8 protein-coding genes are annotated in these 17,639 nt (G+C 30.6%); 4 read left to right on the top strand and 4 right to left on the bottom strand.

From position 1 onward, the window contains the following. The first annotated feature begins 246 nt into the window (after positions 1-246). The 4 genes from FN795_RS07220 (at position 247) to FN795_RS07235 (ending at position 5,200) form a co-directional block, all read left to right on the top strand. Positions 247-1,167: a hypothetical protein gene (locus FN795_RS07220; RefSeq protein WP_142450013.1), complete on the top strand. Its 921-nt coding sequence runs from the start codon at positions 247-249 to the stop codon at positions 1,165-1,167. Positions 1,168-1,249: 82 nt separating this feature from the next. Beyond that, complete coding sequence (locus FN795_RS07225) at positions 1,250-2,107, top strand: MBL fold metallo-hydrolase (protein WP_142450014.1); 858 nt, start codon at positions 1,250-1,252, stop codon at positions 2,105-2,107. 288 nt (positions 2,108-2,395) lie between these two features. Then, the gene (locus FN795_RS07230) at positions 2,396-3,550 is read left to right on the top strand and encodes a hypothetical protein (RefSeq protein WP_142450015.1); all 1,155 of its coding nucleotides are present in this window, start codon (positions 2,396-2,398) and stop codon (positions 3,548-3,550) included. A 6-nt stretch (positions 3,551-3,556) separates the two neighbouring features. Beyond that, positions 3,557-5,200: a hypothetical protein gene (locus FN795_RS07235; RefSeq protein WP_142450016.1), complete on the top strand. Its 1,644-nt coding sequence runs from the start codon at positions 3,557-3,559 to the stop codon at positions 5,198-5,200. A gap of 70 nt (positions 5,201-5,270) precedes the next feature. On the opposite strand, the gene FN795_RS07240 is transcribed toward FN795_RS07235, so the two are convergent. From FN795_RS07240 to FN795_RS07255, 4 genes are all read right to left on the bottom strand, one after another. Next, a complete protein-coding gene (locus tag FN795_RS07240; protein ID WP_142450017.1) occupies positions 5,271-6,290 on the bottom strand; it encodes a DUF481 domain-containing protein in 1,020 nt (339 codons plus the stop codon). A 137-nt stretch (positions 6,291-6,427) separates the two neighbouring features. Then, the gene (locus FN795_RS07245; RefSeq protein ID WP_142450018.1) at positions 6,428-7,123 is read right to left on the bottom strand and encodes a fibronectin type III domain-containing protein; all 696 of its coding nucleotides are present in this window, start codon (positions 7,121-7,123) and stop codon (positions 6,428-6,430) included. Positions 7,124-7,125: 2 nt separating this feature from the next. Then, a complete protein-coding gene (locus FN795_RS07250; protein ID WP_142450019.1) occupies positions 7,126-10,365 on the bottom strand; it encodes a leucine-rich repeat domain-containing protein in 3,240 nt (1,079 codons plus the stop codon). A 165-nt stretch (positions 10,366-10,530) separates the two neighbouring features. After that, the gene (locus FN795_RS07255) at positions 10,531-17,535 is read right to left on the bottom strand and encodes a leucine-rich repeat domain-containing protein (protein WP_142450020.1); all 7,005 of its coding nucleotides are present in this window, start codon (positions 17,533-17,535) and stop codon (positions 10,531-10,533) included. Positions 17,536-17,639 lie beyond the last annotated feature (104 nt).

Consider the following 17,639-nt stretch of genomic DNA (forward strand, 5'->3'; position numbering starts at 1 on the left):
ACTTAAAAACCTTTTTCCATAACGGTTCACATTATTATAACAAATGTTAAAATAGATAGAAGTTATTTTGTGTTCAAAAATTCTTTTAAAAATGCCAAATTCTTAAGTAAATAAAAAGAAACTTACAAAAATGTAGTTTGTATGTTTCTAAATTATTAATTGTTGTAACAAAGCGTTAAAATACCGTATTTTTACTTGTTCTTGGTTTTAAATTTTTGGTACTTTTGCAGAAAATTATGATTAATCATGAAGAAAAATCACAAAGATAGCTGGATTAAGGCCCTTTTTGCAATAATTTTTATTTTTGGAATAGGTGCCACATATTTGATCTTTAGCAACGAACCAAATGATATCATAGAACAGCCTTCTAACAGTAGATTAGAGATAACGGGATCGAGCCCAGAAACTCTAGATCGGGAAAATATATTGGATTCTTTGAATAATTTGAAACTGGCTTATGATGTTGCCATTTTTGAAAAAACTACACTTTCTGAAGAATTGGAGCTCCAAAAAAAGAATATTGAGAATTTGATGGAAATCATAAAAGCTTCTAAGAATCCTTCGGGAGAACAGATTAAAATTTACCGTAAGCAACTATCAGATTTAAAAGTTTCATTGGATCTTAAAGTTGCGGAAATTAAAAAATTGAAATCTCAAAATAAAAACCTGCTTACTGAAATTGAAAGTCAGAATGTCGTAATGTACAAGCAAAAAGCAGAAAATGACACGCTTATTTCAAAACAAAAAAAGCTGGAATCTACTTTAAAAGATGCTTCAAGACTTTCTTTAGGTAATTTTAAAGTGACTGCTTTTAATGAGAAAAGTTCGGGGAAAGAACAGGAAACGACTAAAGCAAAAAACACAGATAAGCTTAAAATTAGTTTTTCTGTTAACGGAAATTCTGTTGCAAAAACAGGCAAAAGAGTTTACTATATTCAGGTTTTAGATCAAAAAAATACTGTTTTAGGCGAAAATAAATTAATCGAATTTGGTAATGATAAAGCCTTGGTTTATAGTTTTTTAGTTGGTGTTGATTACCAAGGGAAAATGGCCAATGTTTATGGTGTTTTGAATAATGATTTAGCCAAGTTTAAAAAAGGAACTTATTTTGTCAATTTCTTTGATAAACAAGAAATAATGGGCAGTTCTTCAATTACTTTAGAATAGCTCTTCAAAAAGTTTTACAACGAATTTTTAGTTTAAAGCAGCAGGATTTGCTAGCTTTGTTTGCTTACTAGAAATTATTTTTATGAAACTTTATCCAATCGAATCTGGAAATTTTAAGTTAGACGGAGGCGCCATGTTTGGCGTTGTTCCTAAAACAATCTGGAACAAAACCAATCCTGCTGATGCCAATAATTTAATTGATATTGCAGCGCGTTGTTTACTTATTGAAGATGGTAATCGCCTGATTTTGATTGATACCGGAATGGGCGACAAGCAATCAGAGAAGTTTTTTGGATATTACTCGCTTTGGGGTTCGCATTCCATAGATAAATCACTTGCAAAATACGGTTTTCACCGAGATGATATTACCGATGTTTTCATGACGCACTTGCATTTTGACCATTGTGGAGGAAGTGTTCAATGGAATTCTGATAAAACGGGATATGAACCTGCTTTTAGAAATGCAAAATTCTGGACGAATGAAAATCATTGGGAATGGGCAACAAAACCAAATCAAAGAGAAAAAGCTTCATTTTTAGCAGAAAATATTTTGCCAATGCAGGAAAGCGGACAATTGAATTTTGTTGAAAGACCAGAAAGCGATTTTGGTTTTTCAAAAGAATTAGGTTTTGATGTTTATTACGTTGACGGACATACTGAAAAGCAAATGATTCCGCATATAAAATATCAAGATAAAACAATTGTTTTTTGTGCTGATTTGTTGGCGACAGCCGGACATATTCCGCTTCCGTATGTAATGGGGTATGACACAAGGCCATTGCTTACGATGCCTGAAAAAGCCAAATTATTGAATGCAGCTGCAGATCAAAATTATTATCTCTTCTTAGAGCACGATGCTCATAACCAAATTATAACGGTTGAACATACTGAAAAAGGTGTTCGTCTGAAAGAAATTTTTACCTGCGAAGATATTCTTTAGACTTTTTATAAAAAAATAAAAACTCCTGCTTTTTGAACAGAAAGAGCAGGAGTTTTTTCATTATGTTTAGTTAAGAAAAGTCTGTAGTCGTATAACTACAGAGTAGGTTATTTTTGGTTAATTTTATTACATGTTTTAGTTGAAGTAAATTCTTACAACTGTCATTCCCCCAAAGTTTTAGAATGTGTGAAATTTAACACAATCTTCTTCAATTGATAGTCATATAAAGTTGTTTTTTAGAAATATTATAAATAGGTTTGTGCATCAAAATTTATTAATACTTAACCTATGAAAAAAGCAATACTATTCGTTTTGTTCATGTCTTTTTTTGGTGTAAAAGCACAAAAAGTAGATTTGGATCGTTTTTATTTTAATGTGAATTATCAAATTCTTCCGAAAGAAGGAGTTCCTTATGAAAAAAGAACTTATTCTTCAACTGTAAAATGTGGAGGGGCGATACAATCTTACGTTGATCCGGCTACTCTTAATGATAAAATTCGTATCTCTGGCTGGAAAAAAGTAGAGAGTGGCGGTACCGTACAAATTGAACTTAACTTAGAAGATTTTGTTGAAAAAGGAGCTACTCCAGGAATAAGAACTGACGAGAAAAGAGATAAAGACGGTAAAGTAATTAGCAGAAAAGATTACCATTTTGTTACAGCAAAATATGCAACCAGAGGTTATGCTAAGGTAAAAGGTCCAGTTACTCCTGTAGCCGTAGTTGCAAAACCAGTTGAGCAGGCAAAACCAGCAGAAGCACCACCAACAACAAATAGGTTTTTGAAAAATGCAGTTATCAAAAAAGATACAACTTCAGCATCAGTAGTTGCGGCAGCAACTGAAGGTTTTAACTTAAGTTTTAACGGAGAATTGGAGTATAAATCTTCAGAATATGAAACTTCATCAGCTGCGTTAAAAGATTTTTATATCAATAAAGGCGCTATTCGTGATCAAATGCTGAGAAGTTTTTCAGATAATTCAATGAGTACTTTCAATTCAAATGTTAATTCAACTTATGGTTATAGAGCTAAAAGCGACAATGAAATTCTTTGGATTTTGGATGCTAAAAGTGATGAAGGAAAAACACAAATTGAAGCAATTCAGGCTGTAAAAGCTTTATTTGCTACTATGAAAGCTGATGAGCCAATAGATGATTTGAAATCTAATATGCAACCTTTAATTGAGTATTTTGATTCATTGAAAACAAAATATACTGAAGACAATAAACCATCTCGAAAAATGAGATATTCAGCTTACTTTAATTTAGCTGTTATTTACTTAATGTTAGATCAGCCAGAAAAAGCTATTACTGAATCTGAAAAATTAATCGAGAATGATTATGACAAAAGTGATGGAAAAGCAATTATTGAAAAAGCGAATAAATTAATTGCAAGTTTTAAAGCGGCAAAAACAAATACTACGCATAATCCAGTTCTTAAATAAAATACTATGAAAAAAATTACACAAGTTGTTTTATTATTAATGCTTACAGGTATCAATCAAATTGTTAGTGGTCAATCTACTGGCTGGTTTGGTAAAGCTACTATAAGTAACCCACTAAATTTAAGAGGTCCTGTACCTCCAACAAATCCTGAATACGGAAATTACAAATCATATGAAATGATTTTGAATCTTGCACCAGGTTTGGAAAGTAGTATGAATAACAAAAAAGCGCCATACTCTTCAGAGAAGTTTTATGAAGCTTTTTCGATTTCAGGTTTGAAAAAACAAAAAGAAGGTGAGTTTAAAGTAAAATACAATTTGACTCGTTTTGAACTTGTAAACGATGAAGAATATGTACAGACTTATTACCAAAAAGCACCGGCTTATTATATTGGTTTAGAGTCTAATTTGGAAATTACAGATAAAACTGGAAAAGTAATCTATAAAAGATATACAACTCCTAAAGTTTGTATGTATGTTACAAACCCAACAGAGACTTATGAGAATTTGACGTATAAGATATTGACTGACAATTTCTACAGTATGATTGAAGAATTTGAAGGTTTCTATTTGTATGGACCAAAAATTACAAAGCTGAGATATTCTGATATTGAGAAAAAGAAAAAATCAAAATCAACATTTAATATTGAAGAATACAATCAGTCACTTCAAGTAATGCCAACTTTAGTTGATGTTGACAGAGAAAACTGGGCTGATTTGTTTGGAGAAGCTCAAAAATTCTGGAAAGACCTTGTGAATTTTCAAGATAAAGATGATGAAGATTTAGCAAAACAAATTAGATTCAGTGCTAACTACAACTTGGCGGCAACTTATATTCTTTTAGGAAATGTTGAAGAAGCTTCAAAATATTTACCTGGAGTAAAAGAAAATGAAAAAAGCTTTTTGGGTATGAGAAATGATTATCCATACATGTCAACTTTAGTTGAGGATATTGAAAAATACAAAAAACTTACTGAAAAGACATTTACTATCGAGGCAATTCCTCAAGAACCAGTTTTGGCATCATACAAAAAAGCGCCAACAGCGTTTAGATATGCAGAATTTCCAGGTGAAGTTTTAGATACAGATTCTAAAGTTTGGAAAGGTAAAGTTAGAATTATCAGTGATTACCCAGAGTTGGTAGATTTGAGAACAGAGCAAACAGTATCTGGATTGAGATCGATGATGGACGGTATTGGTTCTGAAAAAAGCAGTGTTTATATCTATGTTGAAGGACAGAAAAAACCAGAAAGAACTAACTTGAAAAAAGTAGTTAATATCAAAGACGAAGAAGGAAGAATGTACATTGTAGGTAAAACAGGAAGAGGAGTTTCTTTGGTTTCATTTGACATGAACAAGCAAGAAACAAGCTCAAAAAGATATTCAATGTTTGAAGAAGTTAAAAAAGGAGGAAAAGTTTCTTTATATCATGAGTTCTTCCCACAAGATGCTTATACTTTGAAAAAACATGTTCAGGATGAATTCTTTATTCCGCCAGTTTTCTTAGGAAGAAGAAAAGCATTAAAAGAATATTTCTCTGATTGTCCAAAAATGATCGAGAACATCGAAAAAGGAGTTTACGATCACGAAAACAAAGAGACTTACATCAAAATGTTTGATGATTATACTGCATTGTGCGGTAACTCATAATTTACTTTTTAATTACAATTGAAGAAAGAGCTGTCAGTTTTTGACAGCTCTTTCTTTTTGTGCTTAAGTTTTAGTTTAATTTCCACCCAAAGGTTGTTTGGAAAACATAATCATCTTTTGATGCACCAGGTTTAGGTTTATTGTCGTAGTTATAAACAAACGAAAGCTTGATGAAAAAATCCAATGGCAGATCATATTTTGTATCTAAAGAAAAATCGGTACGAACCCTTTTGCTTTCTGTAATACTTGGAAAAACAGTTGCTTTTGTCTGAATGCTGAAATCGCCAATATCGTACAGGTTAAAATCGGTTCCAATGAAAAGCTCCAAACTTTTATTGGGTTCGCTGGTGTCTTTAAATTTTTCATGGTTAAAGGATAGGCCAGAGGCAACTCCCCAATATTTTTTATTGCTGTGTATAAGAAATTTTCCATATCCTGCTTTTGATATGACACGCAAATCAATGTCCTGTTCGGTATTAGATAAAGTAGTAATCGATAATGGAATGAAATAATCTTTTGGAAGCAAATGAACATAGCTTAGTTCAGAATCAATTCTTCTAATAGGTTCACTATCATCTTGAATCGATTGCAGATGTTTGTACATTGCCGTCCCGTACCATCTTTTGGACGTGTAGCCTAAGTTTACGTTTGCAGTTAATTGCTGTAAGTTTTGCGCTTTAGTTACTTTTATTCCCACATCAAAACTAGCATCAAGTCTGTCCCAGAAACTTTCGTCGACAGGTTTTATATATACAATATCGGCAAGGTCGATTATGGATTTGGTCTGCGTTTCGACATTTGTAATTTCGCATTTATAGGGCGCATTAATTTTCGAAATTTTCCCATTCATTAAAACACCATTAATAAGGCTTATAATGTGAATTCTTTCTGATCCAATATTTTTTACATGTTTCCATTGCAGTTTAAAATCATCTTTACTGTAATCGGTTTCAATTTGGACCACGCCTTTATTCATTATTTTTATTTCGCCAACAAGAATATCATTGTTTTTCAGTACTAATGTATCAGAGGTCTGCGCACTGGTTTTGAAGAAAAATAAAAGAAAAAATAAAAGTATGATTTTCTTCATATCGGTTTTTATTTCTTTGGTTGTCAGCTTGTAAGATTAAAGTTAGAAATAAAAATGCAATGTGATGCGCAATTATAAAAAAATCCCATTTTCAGTTTATCGAAAATGGGATTTTTAAGGTTAGTTGATTTTATTTTTTAGTTGGTTTTGAATTTCCACACTTGACCAACAGTTTCTCCTCCTTTGTTGTCTTTTACAACAACTTTCCAGAAATATTGTTTGCCAGATTCAATTGTGGTATCAAATGTCTTTTCTGATTTGTTTTCGGCAATTTTAGCTGTTGGCGGATTTGCTGTTCCAAAGTAAACATCATAAGTTAAAGCATCTGCGGTATCAACGTCAGAAGCGTTCCATTTTAAAGAAACAGTTCCTGCATTTAAAGCAGAATTTAAAAATGGAGCAACCAATTCTGGAGCAAATGGAAGATGATTTACAACCGCATCTCCAGCAGTATAAAATTTAAAAACCGATGAATAAGCACTCGCAAGACCTTTGCTGTCTGTTGCTTTTATTCTCCAATAAAAAGCAGTGTTTTTATCCAGTACAAATGAAGCTAAATTTTCTGCTCCATCAAATGTTTTAACGATTTGTGTAAAAGCATTGTCTTTTGCAACTTGAATTTGATAGGTTATGGCATCTTTATTTTCATCTGTAGATCTGTTCCATGAAAAAGAAACCGTGTTTTCTAAACATAATTTATTGTCAACCGGAGAAGTTAATACTGGTACACTTGGCGCTACGTTTTCTGCAGGTGTTGGATTTGGGTCATCTGAACCTCCTCCACAAGAAATAAACAAAGCGCTGATTATTGATAGATATATAAAATTTTTCATTTTTATTTTTTTATAATTTTAACGTATTCCGGAGTTTCAAGATAAATTTTTGCAGCATAAATTCCAGATGGAAGATTAGCAAGATTTAGATATGCGGTTCCGTTTTCTGTATTATAAGTTCCTTTAGAAACTACTTGCCCTCCGAAGTTGAAAATTTCGATTACAGTTTCTGATTTGCTGTTTGGGATTTCAATTTCGACATTATCAGAAGTTGGGTTTGGATATGCAGAAAGCATTGTTCCTAATTCTGAAGAAGAAACTTTTTTGGCAAAAATACCTTCGCAGGCTTTTGAAGTTGCAACTTCGACTAATCCAGCCTGATCTAATTCTAAACTAAAATTAGAATCAGTTGTTTGAAATTGAGCTTCACCATTAACAAATACAGTAAATGGAGCTGTTCCTTCAGTAATTTCAACTTCTACTTTTTTAGAAGCGATAGTTGATTTTCCTGCTATAGTTGCCGCTTTTGGAATTACAATATTAAAAGTCTGCTCATAAGTTTCTCCTGTAACGGCAATAATTACAGTATAAGTTCCAGGAGCAAGGTTTGTGATTTGTAAACTGTTATTTACAAATGTTTTTGAAGTTCCGTTTACGGTTGCTGTATACGGTAATTGAGCAGTTGCAGTAACAGTGATTTGTCCATTGTTTTCTCCAGTACAAGTTTCTCCTTTAGATTCGATAGCGAAATTTTTTGGACCTAAGCTAAATTCACATTCTGTATTATAATTTGCAAATTGATCCTTAAAGCTAGACCAGTTTGCATTAGAATAGGCAACATCATCGACTAATATACAAGTCAAATTAGGATTGCCTCCAAATAAACTGGAACTCTGATTTGTCATTTTTGTGTTTCCACCGTTTTTTAAATTTAACTTCATCAAATTGTTACCAGTACAAAGAACCTGAAGCAAATTAGGATTGTTAGACAAATCTAATGTAGTAAGCTTATTATAAGGACAATAAATACGCTCTAACGCAGTGTTTTTAGAAACATCTAAAGAGGTTAGTTCATTAGACCAAACATTTAGAAATTTCAAATTTGTTTTTTGAGATACGTCAATAGTTTTGATTTGATTATAAGAACAGTCTAATGTCGTCAAAGCCGGGTATTTAGAAAGATCTAAACTAGTTAGCTTGTTTGTGCTGCAATACAGACTTTCTAAAAGTGGATTTGCAGAGAAATCTACTGTAGTTAAGCCATTTCCGTTTACCGAAATATGTTTTAATTTTATGTTTTTAGAAACATCAAGATTAACTATTTTTTCATTCGAGGCCAAGCTCAGTCTTTCTAATTCCAGATTTTTAGAAAGATCTATAGTTGTCAGCAAACCTTGTTGTGATGAATAGGAGCCTTCTTTGTTTGATCCTTCAGCATATAACTCTTTAAGAGCTAGATTTTTTGATACATCTAATGTCGTTAATCTATTAAGAGAGCAGGTAAGGGTTTTTAATTCTAGATTTTTTGATACATCTAATGTCGTTAAATTATTGTAATAAACATTTAAGTCTGTTAAAGCTAAATTTTTAGAAACATCTAAACTGGCAAGTTTGTTAGAATTACAATTTAATTTTTTCAATTTTAAATTTTTGGAAACATCAATGCTGGTTAAGATACCATTTCCGTTATTCGGTAATGTTAATTCTTCAAGAGCAGCAAAATCCTGAAGTCCGGTTAAATCCTCAATTTTTAAATTAGTATAGTAGTCGCTTAGATTCAAAATTGTAATTGAAGCGATTCTTTTAGTTAATACTTTTCCATCTTCAACAGCGTCAATTCCTTTTTTGATTAAAGTTCTTTCAAAGTTTATATCAGGAATAAGCGTGTAAGCAGGAGCAGCACATTCTGTAGTTGAAAAATCAGCAGAAGATTCTTTACTTGTTGCCCAATTAGTATTTGAGTAAGTAACATCGTCAACAATTATACAAGTCAAAGACGGATTAGAAGTAAGAATTAAATCACTTGCTTTTATAAGTGTATTTTTTCCGTTTTTTAGATTTACCTGGCTAAGATTGCTATTGTTATTTGCTTCAAGTTTTGTCAATTCTGGGTTTTTAGATACGTCTAAAGCGCTCAGGTTGTTGTATTCACATTCAAGTATTCTTAATTTTGGATTTCCTGATAAATCTAAACTTGTCAACTTGTTTGAAAAACATCTAAAAGTATTAAGGTTTGTGTTTTTAGAAACATCAAGACTTGTAATCTGATTTTGATAACATTCAAAAGAAAGCAAATCAGGATTTTTTGATGTATCAACAGTTTGAAGTTTATTAGATGAACAAATTAAGACAGTAAGTTTTGTATTTTTTGAAACATCTAACGTTGTCAGTGCATTTTGGCTACATTGTAAGTTTGTAAGATTGATGTTTGCAGAAAGATCCAAAACGGTCAGATCGTTTGAATAACAGCCTAATTCGTATAATAAAACGTTTTTAGAAACATCAAGGGTTTTTATTGGGTTCCATGAGGTTCTCAATTGTTTTAAAGCTGTGTTTTTAGACACATCTATAGAGCCAAGTTTATTGTTTGTAACATCTAAATAAGTTAAAGCTTTAAAATCCTGAATACCTGTCAGATCAGTAATCGAACTATTGCTAATTGATAATGTAGTAAGAGTAGCAACTTTAGAGGTTAATACTTTACCATCAGTTGCACCAGAGTCAATTCCTAAAGCAATAAGTTTTTTCTCAAAATTCACATCCGGAATTAATGTATATTGTACAGGAACTTCATTGACATCTACCATAGAAATATTATCTACTAATATCTCAGAATTAAGAGAACCGGTAGTCCAAATATCAACTTCAACATTTTCAGAGACAGTTGGCGTATAATCAAATTCAATTTTTCTCCATTCTGAAGTAGAAAAAGTGACATCTGATTTTTTGATTATTTCTTCTTTGAAAGTGCCAGGTTTATGATACAAACTAAAATCAATAGACGAAAAAGTTCCTTTAGCCAATTTGTGGTATAAAGTTACTCGGTAAGTTTTGCCAGCCACAACTGGAAAATATTCGCTGTTAATGTAATTGAATGTGCCGCTGGCCACCATCATATTGGTACTTGACGAGCCATTTTGTGCAACTGAATTTTGAGAAACAAATCCGCTAAAATAACGATACCAATTATCAGGTTGTGATGATGAAGTCCAGATTTCAAAGTTTCCGTTTGGAACTAAGTTGGTTTGGGCATAAATTGAAAAATTTGCTAAAAACAGCAACAAGAGTAGTTTTGTTTTCATAGAGTAAATTTAAATTTGGTCGTGCAAGAATAGTTAAATTAAGCCGGGATTCCTTACGGGAAAGCGTAAAGACATGAATTTTTAATGGAAAAAATTGCAATAAAAAATATGTCCCATTTTCTTAAAATTGAAAATGGGACATTCTAAGTTATTGTTTTAAAATTTTTATTCAACTACAATTTTCTTTGCCGAAGAAGCATCTTGATTAATCAGATATAAATAGTAAACTCCTCTTGGCAGTCCAGATAAATCGATTTGATTATTAGTATCAGATGCATTTAATTTAAACGATTTAACTAATTGACCTGCTGAATTATAAACGGTTACTTTTTCTACAGCAACATTTAGAATGTTAACTTCACCTTTTGTCGGATTTGGATAAATTGCAGCTTTGTCAAAAACCGAATCTTCAAGGCCAAGTGTGCAAGTTTCAGAATAACTTGTTGTAGTTTCTTTTATTTTAGACCAGTTTTGGTTAGAATAGGCGACATCATCAACTTTGATACACGTAAGTGTTTTGTTTCCTAGAAAACTCGTGTAAATTTCGGTTACTGTTTTTTTGCCAGTTTGAGATGGAAGGATAAAGTTTTTATTATTTCCATTTTGAACATTCAACGACGTTAGTGGATTGAATTCTAAGAAAACAAGTTCTAATTTAGGATTGTGAGATAAATCGACATTTGTCAATTGATTCCACGCTGCATTCAATGTTTTCAATTGAACATTTTTGCTAAGATCCAAAATAGTTAATACGTTATTATAGCAATATAAATTTTCCAGTTTTGTATTTGCGGAAAGATCTAATGAAGCAATATTATTTTGCCCACAAACTAAAAATGTCAAATTTGGTGCATTTGAAACATTTAATTGCGTTAAATTATTTTTACTGCAATCAATCATTGTTAATGCTGTATTTGATGTTAAGTTGAAATTCGTTAGTAAATTATCAGCAACATTAACAAAAAGTAGTTCTTTATTTTGAGAAATATCCAGATTTGTAATTTGGTTTTTTTCTACACCTAAATTTAACAGCTTAGTGTTTTTCGTGACATCCAAAGTTTTTAATTGATTATTATATAAATCGAGTTTAGTAAGAGCCGTATTTTTACTTACATCTATTGATGTCAAGTTATTAGAAGAAAGATCTAAGTAAGTTAAGGCAGTAAAATACTCGATTCCTGATATATCTGTAATATTAGAGCCAGAAAGATCCAGATATGTAATCTTGCTAATGTCGGCGGTGGCTATTTTTCCGTTAAGACCATCTTTATCAATTCCTAAATCAATTAATTTTTGTTCAAAATTAGTGTCGACAAGTGTTGTGTAAGGTGTACAATCTATGTTGTAATTTGCCGTATTGTCTTTGAAACTTGTCCAGTTTTGGTTGGAGTAAGTTTGATCATCAACCTGAATACAGCTTAAATCTGAATTTTTAGTAAAGTTAGAATTGTTCGTAAAGTTTTTATTGTTCCCATTTTTCAGGTTAAGAGAAACTAATTTATTGCTACTACAATCAAGAGAGGTCAAATTTTTGTTTTGCGAAATATCCAGCGCTGATAATTGATTTCCGCTACAATTAAGAGTTTGTAAACTTGTAAAACCTTTAATTCCTGTTAAGTCTTTAATAGTACTATTCAAGACATTTAAAGAAGTTACGCTTGAAATACTGCTATTTAAAACAGTTCCGTTTTTACCATCTTTATCGATTCCTAAAGCAATTAATTTGTCTTCAAATGCAGAATCTGGTATTGCAGTTACGGCAGCGCAGTCTACAGTTGAGTATGATGCTGTAGCATCTTTGAAAGCAGACCATTTTTCATTAGAATAAATCGCGTTGTCAACCAAGATACAAGTTAATAACGGATTTTTTGTGAAGTTAATAACATAAGATTCCAATTGCATTGAGCCATTGTTTCCATTTTTTAAATTTACGTTGGTCAGCAACGGGTTATCCGAACAACGAAAATTAGTAAGAGATTTGTTTTTAGAAACATCTATTTTTGTTATTTGGTTTGTTTCACAATTAAACAAGATTAATGATTTATTATTTGAAACATCAATATCTGTTATTTGATTTGATGAACAAGTAAAATATTGCAAATTAAGATTCTTTGAAACATCTATGGCTTTTAAGCTATTATTAGATATAATTACGTATTCAAGAGCGACATTTTTGGAAAGATCGATAGTTGTTAAATTATTATAATTGGCAACAAGATATTTTAATGCCAAATTTTTTGAAACATCTAAGCGTGTCAATTTATTTGACATTACATTTAATGAATCTAAAGCCTTAAAATTCTCGATTCCTGTAAGATCAGAAATATTGCTAAAGTAAAGATTCATATCTTTTACAGTAGAAATATTCGATGTTAAAACTTTTCCATCTGTTGGACCTGAATCTAAACCTAGAGAAATTAATTTTTGCTCAAAATTAACATCAGGAATTAAGGTGTATGTAGGTAAACAGTCTGTTGAAAATGAGGCTGTAGCATCTTTTGAATTCGACCAATTGTTGTCAGCATACTTAGTATCGTCTACAAGTATACATTTTAGGTTTAAATTATTAGTTAAATCTAAACTTGATCTTTGGCCGGGAATTAAAGTGTTATTTCCATTTTTTAAATTAACACTTTCAAGTTGATTATCATTTATGTATACAACTTCTAATTTATTGTTTTGAGATAAATCCAGGCTCGTTAATTGATTTGCAGAAGCGTTTAAATATTTTAGTTGCTTATTATTAGAAAGATTTAATTCTGTGAGTTTGTTATTGTCAATCCCTAAATTTGAAAGATTTATATTTTGAGATAAATCAATTGAACTTATTTGATTTTTTTGGCTGATAAGCATGCGAAGTTTAATATTCTTAGAAATATCAAGAGTTGTTAAATTATTATCATCAAGCCATAAAGTTTCAAGCATGAGATTTTTGCTCAAATCAACAGAGCTTACTTTATTAGAACTGAATATAAGGTATTGTAATTCTGTAAAATCTTCAATTCCTGTTAAATCTGTAATATCACTTTTTTCAACATTAAGATACGTTAAAGTTGAAATTTTTGATTTTAAAACTTGACCATCAGGATTTCCTGTATCAATTCCTAAATCAATTAGTTTCTTTTCAAAATTTGAATCTGGAATTTTAACAAATTCAGGAGAGCAATCCAGGCTATATTTTGCTGTTGCATCTTTTAGGTTTGACCAATTTGTATTAGAATAAGCAACGTCATCAACAAGAATACAAGTTAAATTTGGGTTATTGTTGAAATTTGTGTACTTACGGTCTAAAATAGTATTGTTTCCGTTTTTTAGATTCAATGAAGTTAATTTATTCAGATCGACTTGTAAACGAGTTAGTTTAGTATTGTTAGAAATATCAACGTTTGTTAATAAATTAGAATAACAGTAAAAAATATTCAATTCAGTATTTTTCGAAACATCGATGGTTGTCAAAGAATTATCAAAAACAGTTAAGTTGGTTAACAATATATTTTTTGATACATCTAAAGCAGTCAATTGATTTATCTCACAATTAAGGCCATACAATTTTGTGTTTTTTGAAATATCAAGAGAAGTAAGCTTGTTCTCAGAACAAATTATAAAACCTAATTTAATATTATTTGTAACATCAAGATTAGTTAAAGCGTTTTTTTGACAAGTTAAGTCTGTTAAAGCAATATTGTCGGAAACATCTAATGAGGTTAATAAGTTATCATGGCAATTTAGAACATTTATATTTGGTGCGTTTTTTACATTTAAACTTGTTAATTTATTGGAGTTACATTGAACAAAAGCCACAGCATTGTTTTTAGATAAATCTAATGTGTTTAATTGATTACTGAAAACAACTACATTAATTAGCTTTGGGTTTTTTGATACATCTAAAGCAGTCAATTGATTATTATCAGCAAATAAATCAATAAGATTGATGTTTTGACTTACATCCAAAGTTGTTAATTCATTTTTGCTCAAAGATATACTGCGTAATAAATCGTTTGACTGAATGTTTACATCTTTCAGTTTATTTTCTGCTACATTTACTGAAATCATACTTTTATTCGAAGAAAGATCTAAAGTTGTTAATTGATTCTTAGCTGCAGATAGTACGGTTAATGCCTTAAATGCTTCAATTCCTTTTAAGTCTTTAATAGAAGAATTTGTAATGTCTAATGAAGTTAGAGCGGCAATTTTTGATGTCAAAACTTTTCCGTCTGCAGTTCCGGAATCAATTCCTAAAGCGATCAATTTATTTTCAAAATTCACATCAGGTATTTGTGTAAATATTGAGGAACAGTTTGTATTATAAGTAGCTGTAGCATCTTTTACACTCATCCAGTTTGTGTTAGAATACGCATCATTATCAACTTCAATGCAAAGCAAATTAGGGTTATTTTTAAAATCTGAAAAAGTTAGATCTAAAATATCGTTATGGCCATTTTTTAAGTTTAAGGTTTGCAGCTGATTATTTTGGCAAGCCAATTCAGTTATTTTAGGATTTTTAGAAATATCAAGCGAAACTAATTTGTTATCTAAACAATCCAGTAAATTCAATTGAGGATTTAATGATACATCTAAAGCAGATAATTTATTGCCATGACACATTAATTGCTCTAATGCAATATTTTTCGAAACATCCAGAACGGCTATTTGATTGTAATGACAAACTAGAGAAGTTAAAAGTGTGTTTTTTGATACATTTAAACTCGTCAACATATTATTGTCACATCTTAAATCTGTTAAAGCAACATTATTATCAATATTTAAGCTTGTTAATTTATTACTGCTAACAGCTAAATCCTTTAATTGCGTATTTTGAGATACATCTAAACTTGCCAATTGATTCCTAGCTACGTTTAAGTTGGTCAGATTAGTGTTTTTTGAAACATCTAAAACGGTTAATGTATTTAGATTACTGTCAAGTGTTTGTAATAAAATGTTAGCGCTAATATTTAAATTAGAAATTTTATTAGTACTAATATTTAAATCCAGTAATTGTGTATTTTGAGATAAATCTAAACTTGTAATTTGATTATTAAATACATTTAAATTGGTCAATTTACTATTAGCTGAAAGATTTAAGTTTGTTATTTTGTTTCTTGAGCAATCAAGTGCTTCTAATAAAGTGTTAGAACTGATGTCTAGACTAGTCAACTTATTATTTCCAATATTTAAAATTTTTAGTTTTGTGTTTTGAGATAGATTTACACTAGTTAATTGACTGTTAGATACGTATAAGCTGGTCAATGATGTGAATTTTTCTATCCCGGTTAAATCTGATATAGGGTAATCATAAAGGCTCAGAGTAGTTACTGAACTAATATTTGACGTTAAGACTTGTCCGTCAGGAGTTCCAGAATCAATTCCTTTGGCAATTAAAGTTTTCTCAAAATTGATATCAGGAATTAAAGTATAAGGGCTAGGCGGACATGAAGTTTCATTAAAAGTTGCAGAAACATCTTTTATAGTTGACCAGTTTGTTGTTGAATAAGATGTGTTATCTACTAGTATACATGCTAAATTAGGATTGTTATTAAGCTTTGTTGAAGCCTTTTTTAAATTTGTATTATTTCCATTTTTTAGATTAAGTGTATAAAGATTATTATCGTTACAAGTTAAATCAGTCAAGACGGTATTTTTGGAAAAATCTAAATTGGTGATTTTATTTTTTGCGCAATATACTGCATCAAGCAAAGTGTTTTTAGAAACATTCAGATTTAGTAACTGATTTTGTTCGCAATTTAAAGTCGTTAATGCGCTATTTTTACTAATGTCAAGAGTTGTTAAAGAATTTGAGTAACATTCAAGATAATATAAAAGCGTATTTTTAGAAAGATCTAAAGAAGTCAATTTGTTCTGACCACATTCTAACCCGCGTAACTGTAAATTATTAGAAACATCTAATGTAGAAATTTGATTGCTGAAACAATATAATTGTTCTAGTGCCGTATTTTGCGAGACATTTAAAGCTGTCAATAAATTACTTTGGCAATCCAATTCCTTTAATTTACTATTCGCCGAAACATTTAAAACAGCTAGTTGATTGTTATATACCTGCAGTACCTCTAGCTGTGAGTTTTGGGAAACATTTATGCTTGTTAATTTATTATAGGAAGCATTTAAAACTTTCAAAGCAACAAAATCCTGAATTCCGGTTAAGTCAGTAATAGAACTTGACGCAATATTAAGCGATGAAACTTTTGAGATATCGAATGTCAGGACTTTTCCATTTTTTCCGTCTTTATCAATTCCAAGAGAAATCAATTTGTTCTCAAAATTTGGGTCGGGAATAGCAGTATAACCGTAACAATTAGTGCTGAAAGATGCTGTAGCTTCTTTTAAACTTAACCAATAACGATCAGAATATGTTGGGTCATCTACTTGCACACATTTTATAGCATAACTTCTTTTAATATCAAAAGTTGTAAAATTGGTATTATTTCCATTTTTCACATTTAAAGAAATCAAAGAACTCGCATCGCTAGATTTGAAAGAAGTTAATTTTGGACAGTTAGAAATATCAATGCTTTTGATGCCTGTAGCAGAGCAGTCAAGAGCAATCAAATTGGTGTTTTTAGAAAAATCTAAAGCGGTTAATGGACCATTACTAGAACAGTTTAAATTTTTTAATGCAGTATTGTTAGTTATATCTAAGCTTGTTATTTGGTTTAAAGTGCAAGAAAAATCTGTTAATAATATATTTTTAGAAATATCAAGACTGGTAATCTTATTAGAAGTACAATAAAAAGTCTTTAATGCAGTATTGTTGGCAACATCTAAACTGGTCAATTGATTACTTTGAATATCCAACCAATCTAATTTAGTGTTATTTGAGAGATCAATTGTTGTTAATTTATTATTGTAAAGAGTTAAAGTGGTCAAAGCCGTCAATTTTGTAATATCTAGTGTGGTAATGTAATTATCACGGCAGATAAGTTTTTCTAGACTAACAAAGTCTTGAATACCAGTTAAATCGGTAATTGAACTGTTTTGAACATCTAAAACCGTCAAATTAGAAATTTTAGAGGTTAGAACCTGTCCATCGACAACACCAGAATCAATTCCTAAAGCGATTAATTTTTTTTCAAAATTAACATCAGGAATTGCAGTATACTGCGCATAAATTGAAAAGTTAGCTAATAAAAGCAACAAAAGTAGTTTTGTCTTCATAGAATAGATTTAGGTTTTTGGTCGCGCAAGTATAAATAATTTCTGCAGAGAATCCTTACGGAAAACCGTAGTGATGTTGTTTTTTGACATTTCGTTAAAATTTC

Origin of the sequence: Flavobacterium resistens, from assembly GCF_900182645.1 — a bacterium.
In the GTDB taxonomy this organism is placed as follows: Bacteria; Bacteroidota; Bacteroidia; order Flavobacteriales; family Flavobacteriaceae; genus Flavobacterium; species Flavobacterium resistens.